Genomic DNA, 14,732 nt, shown 5'->3' with positions numbered 1-14,732 from the left:
TTTGGTACGTTTCTTATCCTTAACCGGTTTATTTCATGAAAATCATTTCTGCCCATAGGGCTACGCTTCCACTGCTGCTGGCTCCTGTTATCTTTTCGCCCCTCACCGCAATGGGCGCGGATGAACAGACCCTGATCGTCAGCGCCACCCCACAAACGGTATCGGAGCTTGATACCCCGGCGGCGGTCAGCGTCGTGAACGGCGATGATATGCGTCACGCCGCGCCACGCATTAACCTCTCGGAATCGCTTGGTAGCGTCCCGGGCCTGCAAATTCAGAACCGCCAGAACTACGCCCAGGATCTGCAGCTGTCGATGCGTGGCTTTGGTGCCCGCTCCACCTTCGGGGTGCGCGGTATTCGAATGTACGTGGATGGGATCCCGGCGACCATGCCAGACGGCCAGGGCCAGACCTCTAACATCGATCTCTCCAGCGTTGAGAGCGTGGAAGTGCTGCGCGGCCCCTTCTCTGCCCTGTATGGCAACGCCTCCGGCGGCGTGATCAACATCAACACCCAGACCGGTCAACAGCCGCCGACCATTGAGGCCAGCAGCTATTACGGCAGTTACGGTACCTGGCGCTACGGGATGAAAGCCACCGGCGCGATGGGCGACGGCACACACGCGGGCGATGTGGATTACACCGTATCCACCACCCGCTTTACCACCAAAGGCTACCGCGATCACAGCGGTGCGCGGAAGAATCTCGCCAATGCCAAACTGGGCGTGCGGATTGACGATGCCAGCAAGTTGACGCTGATCTTTAACAGCGTGGACATGAAAGCCAACGATCCGGGTGGACTGAATTACCAGGAGTGGCAGGATAACCCGCGCCAGTCTCCGCGTGGCGATCAGTACAACACGCGCAAAACCATCAAGCAGACCCAGGCCGGGCTGCGCTATGACCGCCAGCTCAGCGCGCAGGACGATCTCAGCGTCATGATGTACGCTGGCGAGCGCGAAATGACCCAGTACCAGTCGATCCCTTATCAGCCACAGCTGCGCCCCTCCCACTCTGGCGGCGTGATTGATATGCAGCGTCACTATCAGGGCATCGATACACGCTGGACGCACCGCGGCGAACTGCTGGTGCCGGTGACCTTTACCACCGGCCTGAACTACGAAAACATGAGCGAAGATCGTCGCGGGTATGAGAACTTCTTGATGAACAACGGCGTACCGGAGTACGGCGTAAAAGGCGACAAGCGCCGCAACGAACGTAACCTGATGTGGAACGTCGATCCTTACCTGCAAACCCGCTGGCAGTTAACCCAGAAACTCTCTATGGATGCCGGGGTGCGTTACAGCTCCGTCTGGTTTGATTCCAACGATCATTACGTTACGCCAGGCAACGGTGACGACAGCGGCGACGCGAGCTATCACAAGTGGCTCCCGGCCGGGGCGGTGAAGTATGCCGTGACCGACGCGTGGAACCTTTACGCTGCGGCAGGTCGTGGATTTGAAACCCCCACCATCAATGAACTCTCCTACCGCGCGGATAACCAGGGTGGGCTGAACATTGGCCTGAAACCGTCCACCAACAATACTTATGAAGTGGGTAGCAAAACCCGCATCGGCAATGGCCTGCTGACCGCGGCCCTGTTCCGCACCGACACCGACGATGAAATTGTGGTGGATGCCAGCTCTGGCGGACGTACCAGCTACAAAAACGCCGGTAAAACCCGTCGTCAGGGGGTGGAAGTTTCCCTCGATCAGCAGTTTGCTGAAAACTGGAAGCTGAAAATGGCATGGACATATCTGGACGCCACCTACCGCACCAACGTCTGCGGTGATGACAACTGTAACGGCAACCGGATGCCGGGTATTGCCCGCAATATGGGCTTTGCCTCGTTTGGCTGGCAGCCTGAAGAAGGCTGGTACGCGGGTACCGACGTGCGTTACATGAGCGATATCATGGCCGACGACGAAAACACGGCAAAGGCTCCGTCTTACACGGTGGTCGGTCTGAATACCGGGTATAAGTTCAACTATGGCAACTGGGGCCTGGATCTCTTTGGTCGCGTTGATAACCTGTTCGACAAAACGTATGCCGGCTCGGTGATTGTCAACGAATCCAACGGACGTTATTACGAACCTGCTCCGGGTCGTAACTACGGCGTTGGCCTGTCGGTTGCTTATCGTTTCGAGTAGGACTAAAACAGGCATTTTATTGCCTGTTTTTCTCTTTCGTAATCTTAAATATCGTTCCTGATGGCGTAGAGCCATCAGGACTTATTCATGGAGCGAATGTTTTACGACGGAAATATAGATTGGCTACTAAATAATTCCTCAGCTAAAATATTGACGCTGTAAAAGTGAATTAGCTTCATCAATCAGTTTATCCACCGCTTTCTGGCTGGCTTCAACATCCCCTCTTTCCAGTGCCGCAAGTAACTCCTCGTTGTGATACGCCGACGCTTTGATGTCGTTGAGCTCCTGATGCAGATAGTTAATACAGGGCCCGATGCGTATCCATAGCTGCTCAATTAATGCGCTGAGCGTTGGCATCTCCGCATACTGATAAAGGGTGAAGCGAAACACGCGATTCGCGTGCAGCGCCTGCTGAACATTGCCGTTGCGCATCGCCTCATGAAAGGCATCCGACATTTTGCGCAACGTCTCAAGCTTAGCTGGCGTCATATGCTGACAGGCGGCCGCTACCGCCATTGGTTCCAGTTGTTTCCTGATAGCGGTGATCTCGTTATAGCGTTCCAGCGTGACCTCCGGCACCAGAAACGCCTGCGCCGGTGTGGCCTGCAGCGCCCCTGAGGAGACCAGTCGCAAAAGTGCCTCACGAACCGGTGTGATACTGGTTCCTAATTTATCGGCAATCTCTTTGGTAATCAGTCGAGCGCCAGGTTTCAACGAGCCTGTAATTAATGCCCCTTTCAAACTGATTTCAACTTGCATGGTAAGACTGATTCTTTGCGCTTTCTCTAAATGATCCAAATCAAGCATGTTCAATTCCTGTAGCTAAAACTTAATGCTATTTATTAACGTCAGTTTAAATAAACGACGTTGGTCCGATATATCCTGTATCGTCATGCCTGGTGGTGGGAAATGCGTATAAACATCAAAAAGTACAAACACGGTTTTTTATCGCTCTTTGGCTCATCCGCAAGGAAGGCACGAAAGCTGTGTAGGTTTAATTAAAGACAATATATCGTATCTTCACAAATAAATATGGCGGGTTACCCCGCCATAATCTTGTTTATTTATTGTCTGCCGCGACGCGAATCACGACTTTGCCAAAGTTTTTGCCTTCCAGAAGGCCAATCAGCGCATCCGGTGCGTTTTCCAGCCCGTCGGTCACCTGTTCACGATAGTGGATTTTACCCTCCTGCACCCAGCGCCCCATCTCTTCCTGGAACTCTTTAATGCGGTGTCCGTAATCCTGGCCGATGATAAAGCCCTGCATACGAATGCGTTTTTTCAGGATGGTGCCCATTAACAGCGGCAAACGATCCGGCCCCTCAGGCAGACCGGTGGCATTGTAGCCGCTCACCAGACCACATACCGGCACCCGCGCGGAGGTATTGAGCAGCGGGAGCACGGCGTCAAAGACCTTACCGCCAACGTTTTCATAATAGATATCAATACCGTTCGGGCAGGCGTTCTGAAGCTGCGTGGCAAAATCATCGGCATGATGATCCAGACACTGGTCAAAGCCCAGCACCTCAACGGCATGGCGGCATTTCTCTGCGCCTCCGGCCACACCGATGACCCGGCAGCCTTTGATTTTACCAATTTGCCCAACCGTCGCACCTACGGGCCCCGTTGCCGCGGCAACCACCAGGGTCTCACCCGCTTTGGGTTGCCCGATATCCAGCAGCCCCATGTAGGCAGTAAAGCCCGGCATTCCCATAACGCCCAGCGCCCAGGAAGGATGGGAGGGATTTTCGCCCAGTTTGACCAGACCACTGCCGTCAGAGAGGTCGTACTCCTGCCAGCCGCTGTATCCCAGCACCCATTCCCCTGCTTTAAAATCCGGATGACTGGACTGCTCAACGCGACTGACCGTTCCGCCGACCATCACCGCACCAATTTCAACCGGCGGTGAATAGGATGGCGCATCGCTCATGCGGCCGCGCATGTACGGGTCAAGCGAAAGCCAGATCGTACGCAGCAGAACTTCTCCTGCCGCCGGTACCGGAACCGGCTGCTCTTCGAGACGAAAGTTATCCGCGACCGGCGCGCCGTGTGGACGCGAAGCCAGTACCCAGCGACGATTTTGCGAAACAGATTGATTCATCAGAGACTCCTTATGGTACAGATGTCCATTGATCCTGGCTCATGATCCGCCTGAGCGCCTTAACATTACGAGCCAGACTGGTTAAGACGAACCACCAGATAGACGCAGGGTTCATTGGTTTCGTTAATGAACCGACAGTCATTGGGCGGCCCGAGCTCCAGACAATCCCCGGCCTGCATTTCGTGGCGGGTGTCGCCTTCCTGAAAGACCAGCTCCCCGGACTGCAGCCAGATCAGCTGGCGGGCCAGCGCATAGGACGATGCGGGCATCGGCACATCGCTTCCGGCGGGCAGTTCAACCTGGACAAGATCGATGGGCAAATCGGTACGCGGTGAAACGTGGCGGCGCAGGTAATGGGTTTGCGGATCGCGCCAGACGGGCTGGTTAGCAAGGCGCAGCAGTTTACCCTCCTGCATCTCCGCTCTTGCTATCAGCGTTGACATGCTGATACCGAACGCGCCGGATAAGCGCGCAAGCAGTGTTGCCGTCGGGCTGCTGTCGCCGCGCTCAATTTTGTGGATCATGGCGCGCGAGACGCCTGCCCGATCGGCGAGTTCGCTCAGCGACCATCCGCGTGATTCGCGTTCAAGGCGAATTCTTGCGCTAATCCGTTGATTCATCGTGTCTGTTATGGTGTTCATGACGTCATACTATAGTGTATGAACGGTATTTCAATGAGGTTTTAATAACAAAAAAATCGGGCTTATACCGTAGCCATCTGTCCGGGTTGTTGTGTAATATCGTAGCAATAACGTAATAACATAGTAAACAACACATTCAGGGGTTCCATCATGATCGTTCGTCATGCCTGCAAAGAAGACTGCGCCGCTATTGGTGAAATTTACAACCACGCGGTGCTGCACACCGCCGCGATCTGGAACGATACCACGGTCGATACTGATAACCGTATCGCATGGTTTGAGGCCCGCACCCTCGCAGGTTATCCGGTGCTGGTAAGCGAAGAGAATGGCATCATCACCGGCTACGCCTCCTTCGGTGACTGGCGCGCCTTTGACGGTTTTCGTCATACGGTAGAGCACTCGGTTTACGTCCACCCGGATCACCAGGGCAAAGGCATTGGCCGTATGCTGATGAAGGCGTTGATTATTGAAGCCCGTGACATCGGCAAGCATGTGATGGTGGCGGGGATTGAAGCGCAGAACCACGCCTCTATCCATCTTCATCAGACGCTTGGCTTTGTTACAACGGGTCAGATGCCGCAGGTGGGCACCAAATTTGGCCGCTGGCTGGACTTAACCTTTATGCAACTGCAGCTTGATGAGCGCAGCGATCCGGATGCGATTAAATGAACCAATCACTGACGCTGGCTTTTCTGGTGGCGGCGGGCATTGGCCTGGTGGTGCAAAATACCCTGATGGTGCGCATCACCCAGTCCTCCTCCACCATACTCATTGCGATGCTGCTGAACTCGCTGGTCGGCATTGTGTTGTTTGTCAGCATTCTGCTGTTTAAACAAGGGGTCGCGGGGTTTAGCGAGCTGGCATCCACGGTACGCTGGTGGACGTTGATCCCCGGGTTGCTGGGTTCATTTTTTGTTTTTGCCAGCATCAGCGGTTACCAGAATGTTGGCGCGGCGACAACCATCGCCGTGCTGGTGGCAAGCCAGCTCATCGGCGGGCTGATAATGGACGTGCTAAAAAGTCATGGCATCCCGCTGCGGGCGCTGATCGGCCCGGTGTGCGGTGCAATAATGCTGGTGGTGGGCGCGTGGCTGGTGGCCCGACGCCAGTTTTGAACATTACAGAATAACGCCGCCTTTAGTGAGCTGCTCCTGGCGCGCCTCCATCTCTTCTTTATGCTGCTTACCGTGGTGCGAAATCGCGGTACGCAGGCGCTGCTGCTGGGTATAGCGTTCTTCGCGGCTCAGCTCAGCATCATCGCTCAGTTCAATCAGCAGTTCGTTCATATGCGCAATGACGCTTTCGTCAATCGCGGCATCCACACGGGCGATAACTTCGTTTAAATGTGACATTGTCACTCCTTTGCATTTGCCCGGTGGCGCTGCGCTTACCGGGTCTACGAGGCATGAGTAGGCCGGGTAAGGCGTAGCCGCCACCCGGCGATAAAATGCTTAGTTCAGCTTCGCTTTTGAGAAATCACTGCCCATCAGGCTCACGCTGTAACCCGTGACGTTGCTGCGGGTAGCATAGAACGTTTTGCCGTTTGCCAGCGCAATCCACGGCGCCTGCTGATAGAAAATCTCCTGCGCCTGGCTATACAGCTTCGCACGATCGTCCGGGTTGCTGGTCAGTTTGGCTTTCTGCACCAGGGCATCATAATCCTTATTACACCAGCGCGCAGCGTTGGAGCCGGTTTTGATGCTATTGCAGCCCAGCAGCACATCGGCAAAGTTATCCGGATCGCCGTTGTCCGACATCCAGCCGAACAGCGCGGAGTCATGCTCGCCTTTACGCATTCCGGAAAGATACTCTCCCCACTCGTAAGAGACGATTTTGGCCTTCACGCCCACTTTCGCCCAGTCGCTCTGGATCATCTCGGCAATACGGCGGGAGTTCGGGTTGTACGGACGCTGTACCGGCATTGACCACAGCGTGACCTCCACGCCCTTCTCCAGTCCGGCCTGCTTCAGCAGGGCTTTCGCTTTTTCCGGGTCGTAGCTGTAATCCTTCAGATCTTTATTAAAGCCCATCATATTTGGCGGAATTGGAGATTTCGCGACCGTACCGGAGCCCATAAAGACGGCGTTAACGATGGCCTTTTTGTCGGTGGCGTAGTTCAGCGCCTGGCGCACCAGCACGTTATCAAACGGTTTTTTCTCGGTATTGAACGCCAGATACCCCACGTTCAGCGCATCGACGGAGTGCAGCGTCAGGTCTTTGTTGTTCTTAATGACGTCAAACTGCACCGGAGATGGCGCAGGAATGATCTGGCACTCATTGGTTTGCAGTTTCGCCAGACGAGTCTCCACGTTTGGCGTGATGGAGAAGATCAGGTGTTTGGTCGGGACCGGGCCTTCCCAGTAGTTCGGGTTAGCCACATAGCGGATCAGAGAGTCCACCTTGTACTGCTGGAGTACATAGGGGCCGGTTCCGATTGGCCAGGTATCGACGTTCTCAGGCGTGCCTTTTTTCAGCATCGCATCCGCATATTCGGCAGACAAAATGGAGGCAAAATCCATGCCCCAGTCGGCCAGGAAAGCGGCGTTCGGTTCACTGAGGGTGAACTGAACATGATAATCATCGACCTTTTTAACGTCCTGAATCAGCTTATCGAGGCCGACGTCGTTAAAGTATTCGTAATTGCCCTGCGACACATTGTGATACGGATGTTTAGGGTCTTTCTGACGCATGACCGAGAAAATAACGTCATCGGCATTAAAGTCACGCGTCGGTTTGAAGTATTTGTTGCTGTTGAACTTCCCCCCTTTACGCAGCGTAAAGGTATAGGTCTTTCCGTCGGGTCAAATCGTCCAGGATTCCGCCAGAGACGGAACCGGGGTGTTTTTCACCGGGTCGAAATTCATCAGGCGGTTATAGAGTACCTGAGAGCTGGCGACGAATGACGGGCCTGAGCTGGCAATTTGCGGGTTGAACGACTCGGGGGACGCTTCAGAACAGTAAATAAGGGTGTCGTTGTTTGCCGCCCATGCGGCACCGGCTGGTAAAATAGCGCTCAGCGCAAGGGCGAGTAGTGTTTTCCCTGTAGACATGGTTATAACCCTGACAGTTTTATTATATAGGACAGTAATAACAGCACAGCCGCTATAAGCTGGCAAATAACGAAACACTATCAGGTTATTCTAAAGCCGCGTTTTTCGCTGGTTTTACAGCCAGTGCCGAAAAAGGTGATTTGTCTTAAGTTCCATTATCCGTCAAGCACAACCGTCACGATCTATGCCGCAAGAAATCGGCGCTTTTAGCGTCTCTTCCTCCGTTTGTTTGCTTTCCGGTTTCGTTAAAGTAACGGTGTGAAGAAGTATATGGGATCAAATCGTGGCAAAAACTCTTTTACGCAGCGGTAATCTGGATGATTTTCAGGCCGTTGGCGGCGGCGGACAAGCCGTTTTTGAATCAGCGTTGCAAATACGTGAAGCACTCCGGTTGCGCAAACAGCAGGCCATTGTCGACTGTCTGGCCATTCCGCAGGTCAACGACGGCGGTGACCGCGTGGACTGGTACTCCCCGGTGGAAGGTAGCGTCACCAGCTGGAAAACGGCCAATGAAGATGACCGTTTTCGCGCCCTACGCTATCTGGAAAATACCCTTGCCAGCGTTGAATCGCTGAGTAAGAAATGCCTCCAGTCGCCTAAAACCGCACAACAGCTTTTTGGTTCCTTGCTGTCGAAAGCCTTCCAGTTCCCGAGCGAAAATTTCCTTTATCTGGTCGACGGTAAACCGGTCATTGCGTTCTGGGGATTTGTAAACCTGAACGAAAATGCACGCGATGACGTACTCGACTGCCTGCGCGAATCGCTGATCCCTGAGCCCGCGCCGGTGGTGATTGAAGATCCTGAACCGGAACCAGAACCGACCCCGGCCGTCACCTTTGAACACGCTGACGAACCTTTGATCGCCCCGGCCACGGTTGTGCGCATTACGCCTGAAGCGCTGTATGAGCCTGAGCCCGCACCCGCCGTTGCGCCGCCTGTTGAAGAGCCTGCTCCTGCGCCCGTCGTGAAAAAGCGTCGCGTGCCCTTATGGTCGCTGCCGGTTGCCGCTGTGATCGTTGCCGCCATTGCCGCCCCGCTGCTGTGGCCAAAACTCGCCCCTTCGGCAGAGCCCGCGCCAGCAGCCGCCCCGGCACCGCAACCCGTGGCGATTGCCCCAAAACCGATTAAAGCGGTTGAACCACTGGCGATGAACCTGCCGCTGCATCAGGCTGAGGTGGTAGAGAGTAAAGCGAAGGAACCCGATCCCGCTCCGGTGTCTGCCCCGGTGGTGATTGCCGCGATCCCGAAAGATGCCATGGTCATGGAGGCCGGTCAGGTCAAAGCGGGCTCGACGCGTTTCCTGAACGGCACCTGGCGCGCCATTCTTGACGTAAAAGATCCGGTGACCGGCAAACCGCCGTCACTGCGCTATCAGATCCAGAACAACAAAGGCTTCGCCCGTGTTGTGCATGGCGATAACGTTGTGTGCCGCGTAGAGGTTTTCTCCGGCCTGCACAGCAATGGCGAGCTGATGATTAAGAGTCGCGGCAATGCACGCTGCACAGACGGTTCCCGCTACCCGATGCCGGAAGTCTCCTGTAAAGCAGGCACCAGCGATGTCGCCGAATGCAATGCCCGTTATGATGCAAAAACCGTCGTTCCACTGACGTTTAAGAAAGCAGGTGCCTGATCCTATGCTTGTAAATCTTTGCGACTATAAACAGAGCGTCACGCTTATTGCCAACAGCGGTGTGCAGTTCCTCGATTTCGGCCTGACCCCGCAGGACACCGCCAGCAACGGGCGTTTCGTGCGTAAAACCGCGAACGGCCCGCTTTTGCGCCTTGATTTCGACCTGGTTAACGGGCGTTATACCCTGCCCGGCACGGACGGCGGCCAGCCTGAGGTGGTCAAGCCTGAGACAACCATCGCGCTGCATCAGTCCCTGGCCGTGCTGGATGGCGTCTGGCTCCCCGTTCCGTTCCTGCGTTTCAATCCCCCGCGTACTTTTGTTGACGGCCCGGACAACTGGGCGCGCGTTCAGGTCCGCAAGCTGGAGACGCCGGACACCGCAGGCAACACCCATCGCGTCACCCTCGCCCTCGACAGCCAGATTGCGGAGCATGCCACCTCCGCGCTGTCGCCGGTGGAAAACGATATTCTTAACGGGACCCGCTTCGCGCTGGCCTGGCGCGATGCCGAAGTAGAAAATTTCCTCGACCAGACGTGGATAGATGGCTGGCTGCGCGAAGCGTTCACGCAGTACGCCTCGGACGTTGAACACCGTTCAGAACGCGATCTGCAGCAGGCCATGCGCAGCTTTGAGTATCAGGCACACTGGCTGAATGTGCTGACCATGCTTGGTGAACAGCTCACTGTGCCGGAAGTCAAATTTGTCACCCATACGCTCAGCACGCCTGCCATTCCGGTCGATTTGATCCTCGACGTGGGCAACACCCATACCTGCGGCGTGATTATTGAAGATCACGGCGACGCCAACGACGGTCTGCGCCAGACGGCCGAGTTGCAGGTGCGCTCTTTAAGCGAGCCGCAGTTCCTCAATGAGCCCCTGTTTACCAGCCGCCTGGAGTTCTCGGAAGCACGCTTTGGCAAACAGCACTTCTCGGTTGAAAGCGGTCGCGAGGATGCCTTCGTCTGGCCTTCTATTGTCCGGGTTGGCGATGAGGCGCGTAAGCTGGCCATGCAGCGTCTGGGGACTGAAGGTAACAGCGGTATCTCCAGCCCGCGTCGCTACCTGTGGGATGAGACGCCGGTGGTGCAGGACTGGCGTTTCAGCCAGATGAACAGCAAAACCCAACGCGAGCCGCTGGCAACCGCGTTCCCGCTGATGAACCTGATGAATGATGACGGCGAACCGCTGTTTACGCTGCCCCAGGACGAGCGTCTGCCGGTTTTCTCCCCGCAGTACAGCCGCAGCACCCTGATGACCCATATGCTTTGCGAGCTGCTGGCACAGGCGCTGGGCCAGATCAACAGCGTCGCCACGCGCTTGCGTCTGGGCTTCCCGGCGTCTCCGCGCCAGCTGCGCACGCTGATCCTCACGCTGCCCTCGGCGATGCCGAAGCAGGAGCGCGAGATCTTCCGTCGCCGCATGTTTGAAGCGATTGCCATCGTCTGGAAAGCGATGGGATGGCATCCGCAGGATGAAGACTTTGCCACCCGCAAGCAGCAGGATAAAAGCGTGGTGCCGGTGCCTGAGATCCAGATGGAGTGGGATGAAGCGAGCTGCGGGCAACTGGTCTGGCTTTACAACGAAGCGATCTCCCGTTTTGGTGGTCAGACGGAAGCCTTCTTCGCCTCCCTCGCCCGCCCGGATCGTGAACCCGAGCCTGGTGTCCAGCCGGGTCGCGCGCTGCGCGTCGCCTCTATCGACATTGGCGGCGGCACCACAGATATGGCGATCACCCACTATCAGCTGGATGACGGCTCCGGGAATAACATAAAAATCACGCCACAACTTCTCTTCCGCGAAGGGTTTAAAGTGGCTGGCGACGACACGCTGCTGGACGTTATCCAGCGCTATGTGTTGCCAGCCCTGCAAACGCAGTTGCAGAAGTCCGGCATTGCGGACGCGTCTCTGCTGATGGCGTCGTTGTTCGGTGACTCCGGGCGTATTGATACCCAGGCGGTATTGCGCCAGCAGACCGCACTTCAGCTCTTTATGCCGATCGGCCATGCGATCCTTGCCGCGTGGGAATCCAGCGACATTGACGATCCGCTGGCCGGTTTGCATGCCACCTTTGGCGATCTGCTGCCGCAGAAGCCGACCCGCAACGTGATGAACTACCTGCAGCAGGCTGTCGACCATGCCCTGCCTGCTGGCTCTGAAGCCTTCGACCTGTTTGCCGTGCCGCTGCATGTGAATTTCCGCGAAATGCAGGATGCGATGCTGGCAGGTCAATTCACGCTGGCCTCTCCGCTCCATGCGGTGTGCGAAGCGATCTCTCATTACAGCTGTGATATTTTGCTGATCACTGGTCGTCCGGGGTGCCTGCCGGGCGTGCAGGCGCTGATCCGCCATCTCCAGCCCGTGCCGGTCAATCGCATCGTATGGCTGGATAAATACCAGGTTCATGAGTGGTATCCGTTCAGCCAGCAGGGTCGCATCGGCAACCCGAAATCGACCGCCGCCGTGGGGGCCATGCTCTGCAGCCTGGCGCTCGATTTGCGTCTGCCGCGCTTTAACTTTAAGGCGGCCGATATTGGCGCCTACTCCACCGTGCGCTATCTGGGCGTGCTGGATAACACCGTTAACACGCTGCGTGAGGAGAACGTCTGGTATCAGGATATCGACCTGGATAAACCTGGCGCAAAACTCGACGCCCGCTTGCATTTCCCGCTGCGTGGGAACGTCACGCTTGGCTTCCGCCAGCTGGCGAACGCACGCTGGCCGGCGACGCCGCTGTACACCCTGAGTATCAACTCGGCGGAACTGGCCAAAGCGATTGCTGGCGACGGCGTGCTGAACGTGCGGCTTAAGCTCTGCGGAGGCAGCAAGCACGAAGGCCCGGAATCTTTCGAGCTAAGCGACGCCTGGCTGCAGGATGGAACCCCTGTCCCACCAGACGCCTTAACCTTCAAACTGAATACCCTGGCCGATCGCCGTCATAGCGGTAGCCACTACTGGATCGACAGCGGGAGTGTATACCTGAAATGAGTGCAACGATGACCACCACGCAGGCCTTAATCGGGTGGATTAACGAGACGCGCCTGCACGCCCCGGTGCTGGATAACGATGCCGACGCCCTGCTGGCCCGTATCAATGCGGCGCAGGCGCGGGAGCAGGCCATTGAACAGGCCCTGACCCGGCGGAGCAGCATTGGTCTGTATGGCCACTCCCAAAGCGCCAAAGCGCATCTGTTGCTGTCCCTGTGCGGCAACGGTAACGGGCGGCTGAACGTCACCCCCGGGCAACGCACGTTCGACTACTTCTCACATATCAACCCGGGACATGCCCTGACCAACATGGCACTGCGTTTCACCACTGAAAGCGCGGCAGTGGACGATGAGGCTTTCCCGCTACGTCTGAGCCTGGTCACCGAGGCCGAGCTGGTGCAGCTGTTTATTGCCCGCACCACCTTACACCCGCAGATCCGCGCCGTGGATAAGGCCGTTATCGAGACGCGCCTTGAGAAGTGGCGCGGCCTGCGTCAGCCGCAGGGTGTACCGGGCATAACGGCGCAGGAAGTGGGCGCGATTGCCCGCTTCTGGCAGAGCACGGTACCTGCCGCCAGACAGCAAATTGATGATGTGCTGTGGCATCAGTTTGCGCAACTGGTGCCATCGCTTGATCTCACCACCCGGGCCAGCGTCTGGTCGCTCTTGTGGGGTGAGCAACAGGAACTGACCCAGCAGTGGTTAAAGCTCGCCCATGTTCTGCACCAGACCAGCCACGCCAGCGAACTTGCCGCCCCGCTCAGCCTGCTGGTGGATAACTTTGGTCTGCCGGGCGAAGGCTTCCTGACCCATGGCACCTTTACCCTTCCGGACGCTCAGGAGACGCTGCTGCATCCCCTGAACAACGGCGAGATGCTTAATGCTATTAGCCTCCCCGTCGATGTACTGGCATTCCTGACGCGTGAACTGGTACTGCCTGTCGAGAGCAGCGCGCTGGATAACGTCGATATTATTGATATCCCGGTCTTTGCAGACAACAGCGCCGATCCGCTAAGCCAGGCCAAATGTCAGTGGCTGCTGGAACACTATCGCCAGCAGTTGCAGCCAGATGTGCTGGTTATCTGCAATGCGACCGCGCAGCACGACCAGACGGCAAAAAAAGCAAAGGTACTGATGAACTGGGTCAAAGAGACGCAGCCTGCGGAGGAATCAGCCCTGCCGGGTCTGGTGTGGGCGATTACGCCTCACGACGCGCGTTTTACCACCCGGCAGAATCTCGATGAAGCAGTCCAGCATCTGCTGGGTAAACCGGGCCTGCGCTGGGGCACGCTGCAGGCGCTGGACAGCCACAGCATGCAGCGCGTCATCGAGTGGCTGTCACAGGCCACGTTACCTGCCCAGCGACAGAAACGTCTCAACACGCTGAAAACGGCGCTGCGCCAGGAGCTGTCAGCTTTAATGCACAGCTATCTGACACCACTGGTTGAGGAGCCTGCAGCAAGACGAACTCAGGCCGAGAACATGGTTCGTACCCTGCAAAGCAGCGCTGCCCGCCACGGCGAATTGCTCGAAGGGCTTCTGCCTCCGCTTAAAGCCTTCGAAACGCTTCTGGCCGTCCAGCAACCGCGCGAGGAGCAGGTCAACGGTCTGTTTACGGATACCATCGATCTGTTTGCCGATAATGCGCAGGAAAGTGCCAGCACGTTCCAGACAAAAGATAAAGCGCGCCTGGCGCATAAAGTGTGGATGAACCATTTGCGTCAGTGGAGTCGTAATGACGCAGCGGCCACACGCCTGGGTCTTGAGCCTGCGGTGTTACAGCAAATTGCCGAGGTTCTGGTGGTCGCCAGCTACCGTCTTAACCTGCCTCAGCAGCTTCAGCGTATTGTCGAAACCGACAAGAGCAGCGCCGCACAGCTGCATGCGGTGATAGGTAATTTCGTTGGCTGGCTGGGTTACGACCAGACGCCTGTTGCTGAACGTCCGGCAAGCCGCATCCGTAAGGGGCAGGCAATCTTTGTTACGCCCGTGGTTAGCAGCGCCGCGCCGCGCCTGACGCGCCTGGGGGAACAGCCTGTCCATGCGGCCACCGCATACGTTTACGACTGGCTGGTTGCCCTCTATAGCCGGGCAATAGAGAACATTGATTATCAGCACCCTCATGATGTTCAGCCTGACGCACGTCGGGCACTTCGGGCTTTAATCATGTAGCAG

Annotated in this window: 10 protein-coding genes and 1 pseudogene; 6 read left to right on the top strand and 5 right to left on the bottom strand. The window is 56.6% G+C overall.

The annotated features are described in order from the left end of the window. Window positions 1–35: 35 nt before the first annotated feature. A complete protein-coding gene (gene pqqU, locus ECL_RS09195; RefSeq protein ID WP_013096489.1) occupies window positions 36–2,150 on the top strand; it encodes a TonB-dependent receptor PqqU in 2,115 nt (704 codons plus the stop codon). Between the two features lie 138 nt (window positions 2,151–2,288). Here the strand turns inward: pqqU and ECL_RS09190 are convergent, their stop codons facing one another. The 3 genes from ECL_RS09190 to ECL_RS09180 all read right to left on the bottom strand — a co-directional run bounded on the left by ECL_RS09190 (window position 2,289) and on the right by ECL_RS09180 (window position 4,892). Further along, window positions 2,289–2,957 (bottom strand): GntR family transcriptional regulator, encoded by a 669-nt coding sequence (locus ECL_RS09190; RefSeq protein ID WP_013096488.1) that lies wholly within the window; start codon window positions 2,955–2,957, stop codon window positions 2,289–2,291. 253 nt (window positions 2,958–3,210) lie between these two features. Further along, on the bottom strand, window positions 3,211–4,251 hold the full coding sequence (locus tag ECL_RS09185) for an NADP-dependent oxidoreductase (protein WP_013096487.1): 1,041 nt from the start codon (window positions 4,249–4,251) through the stop codon (window positions 3,211–3,213). Window positions 4,252–4,316: 65 nt separating this feature from the next. After that, a complete protein-coding gene (locus tag ECL_RS09180) occupies window positions 4,317–4,892 on the bottom strand; it encodes a helix-turn-helix domain-containing protein (RefSeq protein ID WP_013096486.1) in 576 nt (191 codons plus the stop codon). 150 nt (window positions 4,893–5,042) lie between these two features. Between ECL_RS09180 and ECL_RS09175 the strand changes: the two genes are divergently transcribed. Together ECL_RS09175 and ECL_RS09170 are read left to right on the top strand one after the other, a co-directional pair. Continuing rightward, the gene (locus tag ECL_RS09175; protein ID WP_013096485.1) at window positions 5,043–5,561 is read left to right on the top strand and encodes a GNAT family N-acetyltransferase; all 519 of its coding nucleotides are present in this window, start codon (window positions 5,043–5,045) and stop codon (window positions 5,559–5,561) included. Continuing rightward, window positions 5,558–6,007 (top strand): DMT family transporter, encoded by a 450-nt coding sequence (locus ECL_RS09170; protein ID WP_013096484.1) that lies wholly within the window; start codon window positions 5,558–5,560, stop codon window positions 6,005–6,007. The genes ECL_RS09175 and ECL_RS09170 overlap by 4 nt, the downstream gene beginning before the upstream one ends. Before the next feature lie 3 nt (window positions 6,008–6,010). Here ECL_RS09170 and ECL_RS09165 read toward each other — a convergent pair whose 3' ends face one another. After that, complete coding sequence (locus tag ECL_RS09165) at window positions 6,011–6,244, bottom strand: YdcY family protein (RefSeq protein ID WP_013096483.1); 234 nt, start codon at window positions 6,242–6,244, stop codon at window positions 6,011–6,013. Window positions 6,245–6,343: 99 nt separating this feature from the next. Continuing rightward, window positions 6,344–7,942: pseudogene (locus ECL_RS09160) on the bottom strand (ABC transporter substrate-binding protein). Window positions 7,943–8,225: 283 nt separating this feature from the next. On the opposite strand from ECL_RS09160, the gene ECL_RS09155 reads away from it, so the two are divergent. From ECL_RS09155 to ECL_RS09145, 3 genes are read left to right on the top strand one after another with little or no spacing between them, the layout of a single operon-like run. Beyond that, the gene (locus ECL_RS09155; protein ID WP_013096482.1) at window positions 8,226–9,572 is read left to right on the top strand and encodes an SrfA family protein; all 1,347 of its coding nucleotides are present in this window, start codon (window positions 8,226–8,228) and stop codon (window positions 9,570–9,572) included. Between the two features lie 4 nt (window positions 9,573–9,576). After that, window positions 9,577–12,558, top strand: a complete 2,982-nt coding sequence (locus ECL_RS09150; protein WP_013096481.1) for a virulence factor SrfB — start codon at window positions 9,577–9,579, stop codon at window positions 12,556–12,558. Continuing rightward, window positions 12,555–14,729: a virulence factor SrfC family protein gene (locus tag ECL_RS09145; protein ID WP_044158444.1), complete on the top strand. Its 2,175-nt coding sequence runs from the start codon at window positions 12,555–12,557 to the stop codon at window positions 14,727–14,729. Before ECL_RS09150 ends, ECL_RS09145 begins: the two co-directional genes overlap by 4 nt. Window positions 14,730–14,732: the final 3 nt, after the last annotated feature.

This window comes from Enterobacter cloacae subsp. cloacae ATCC 13047 (assembly GCF_000025565.1).
Lineage (GTDB): Bacteria > Pseudomonadota > Gammaproteobacteria > Enterobacterales > Enterobacteriaceae > Enterobacter > Enterobacter cloacae.
This window is presented reverse-complemented; position numbering and strand designations above follow the sequence as displayed.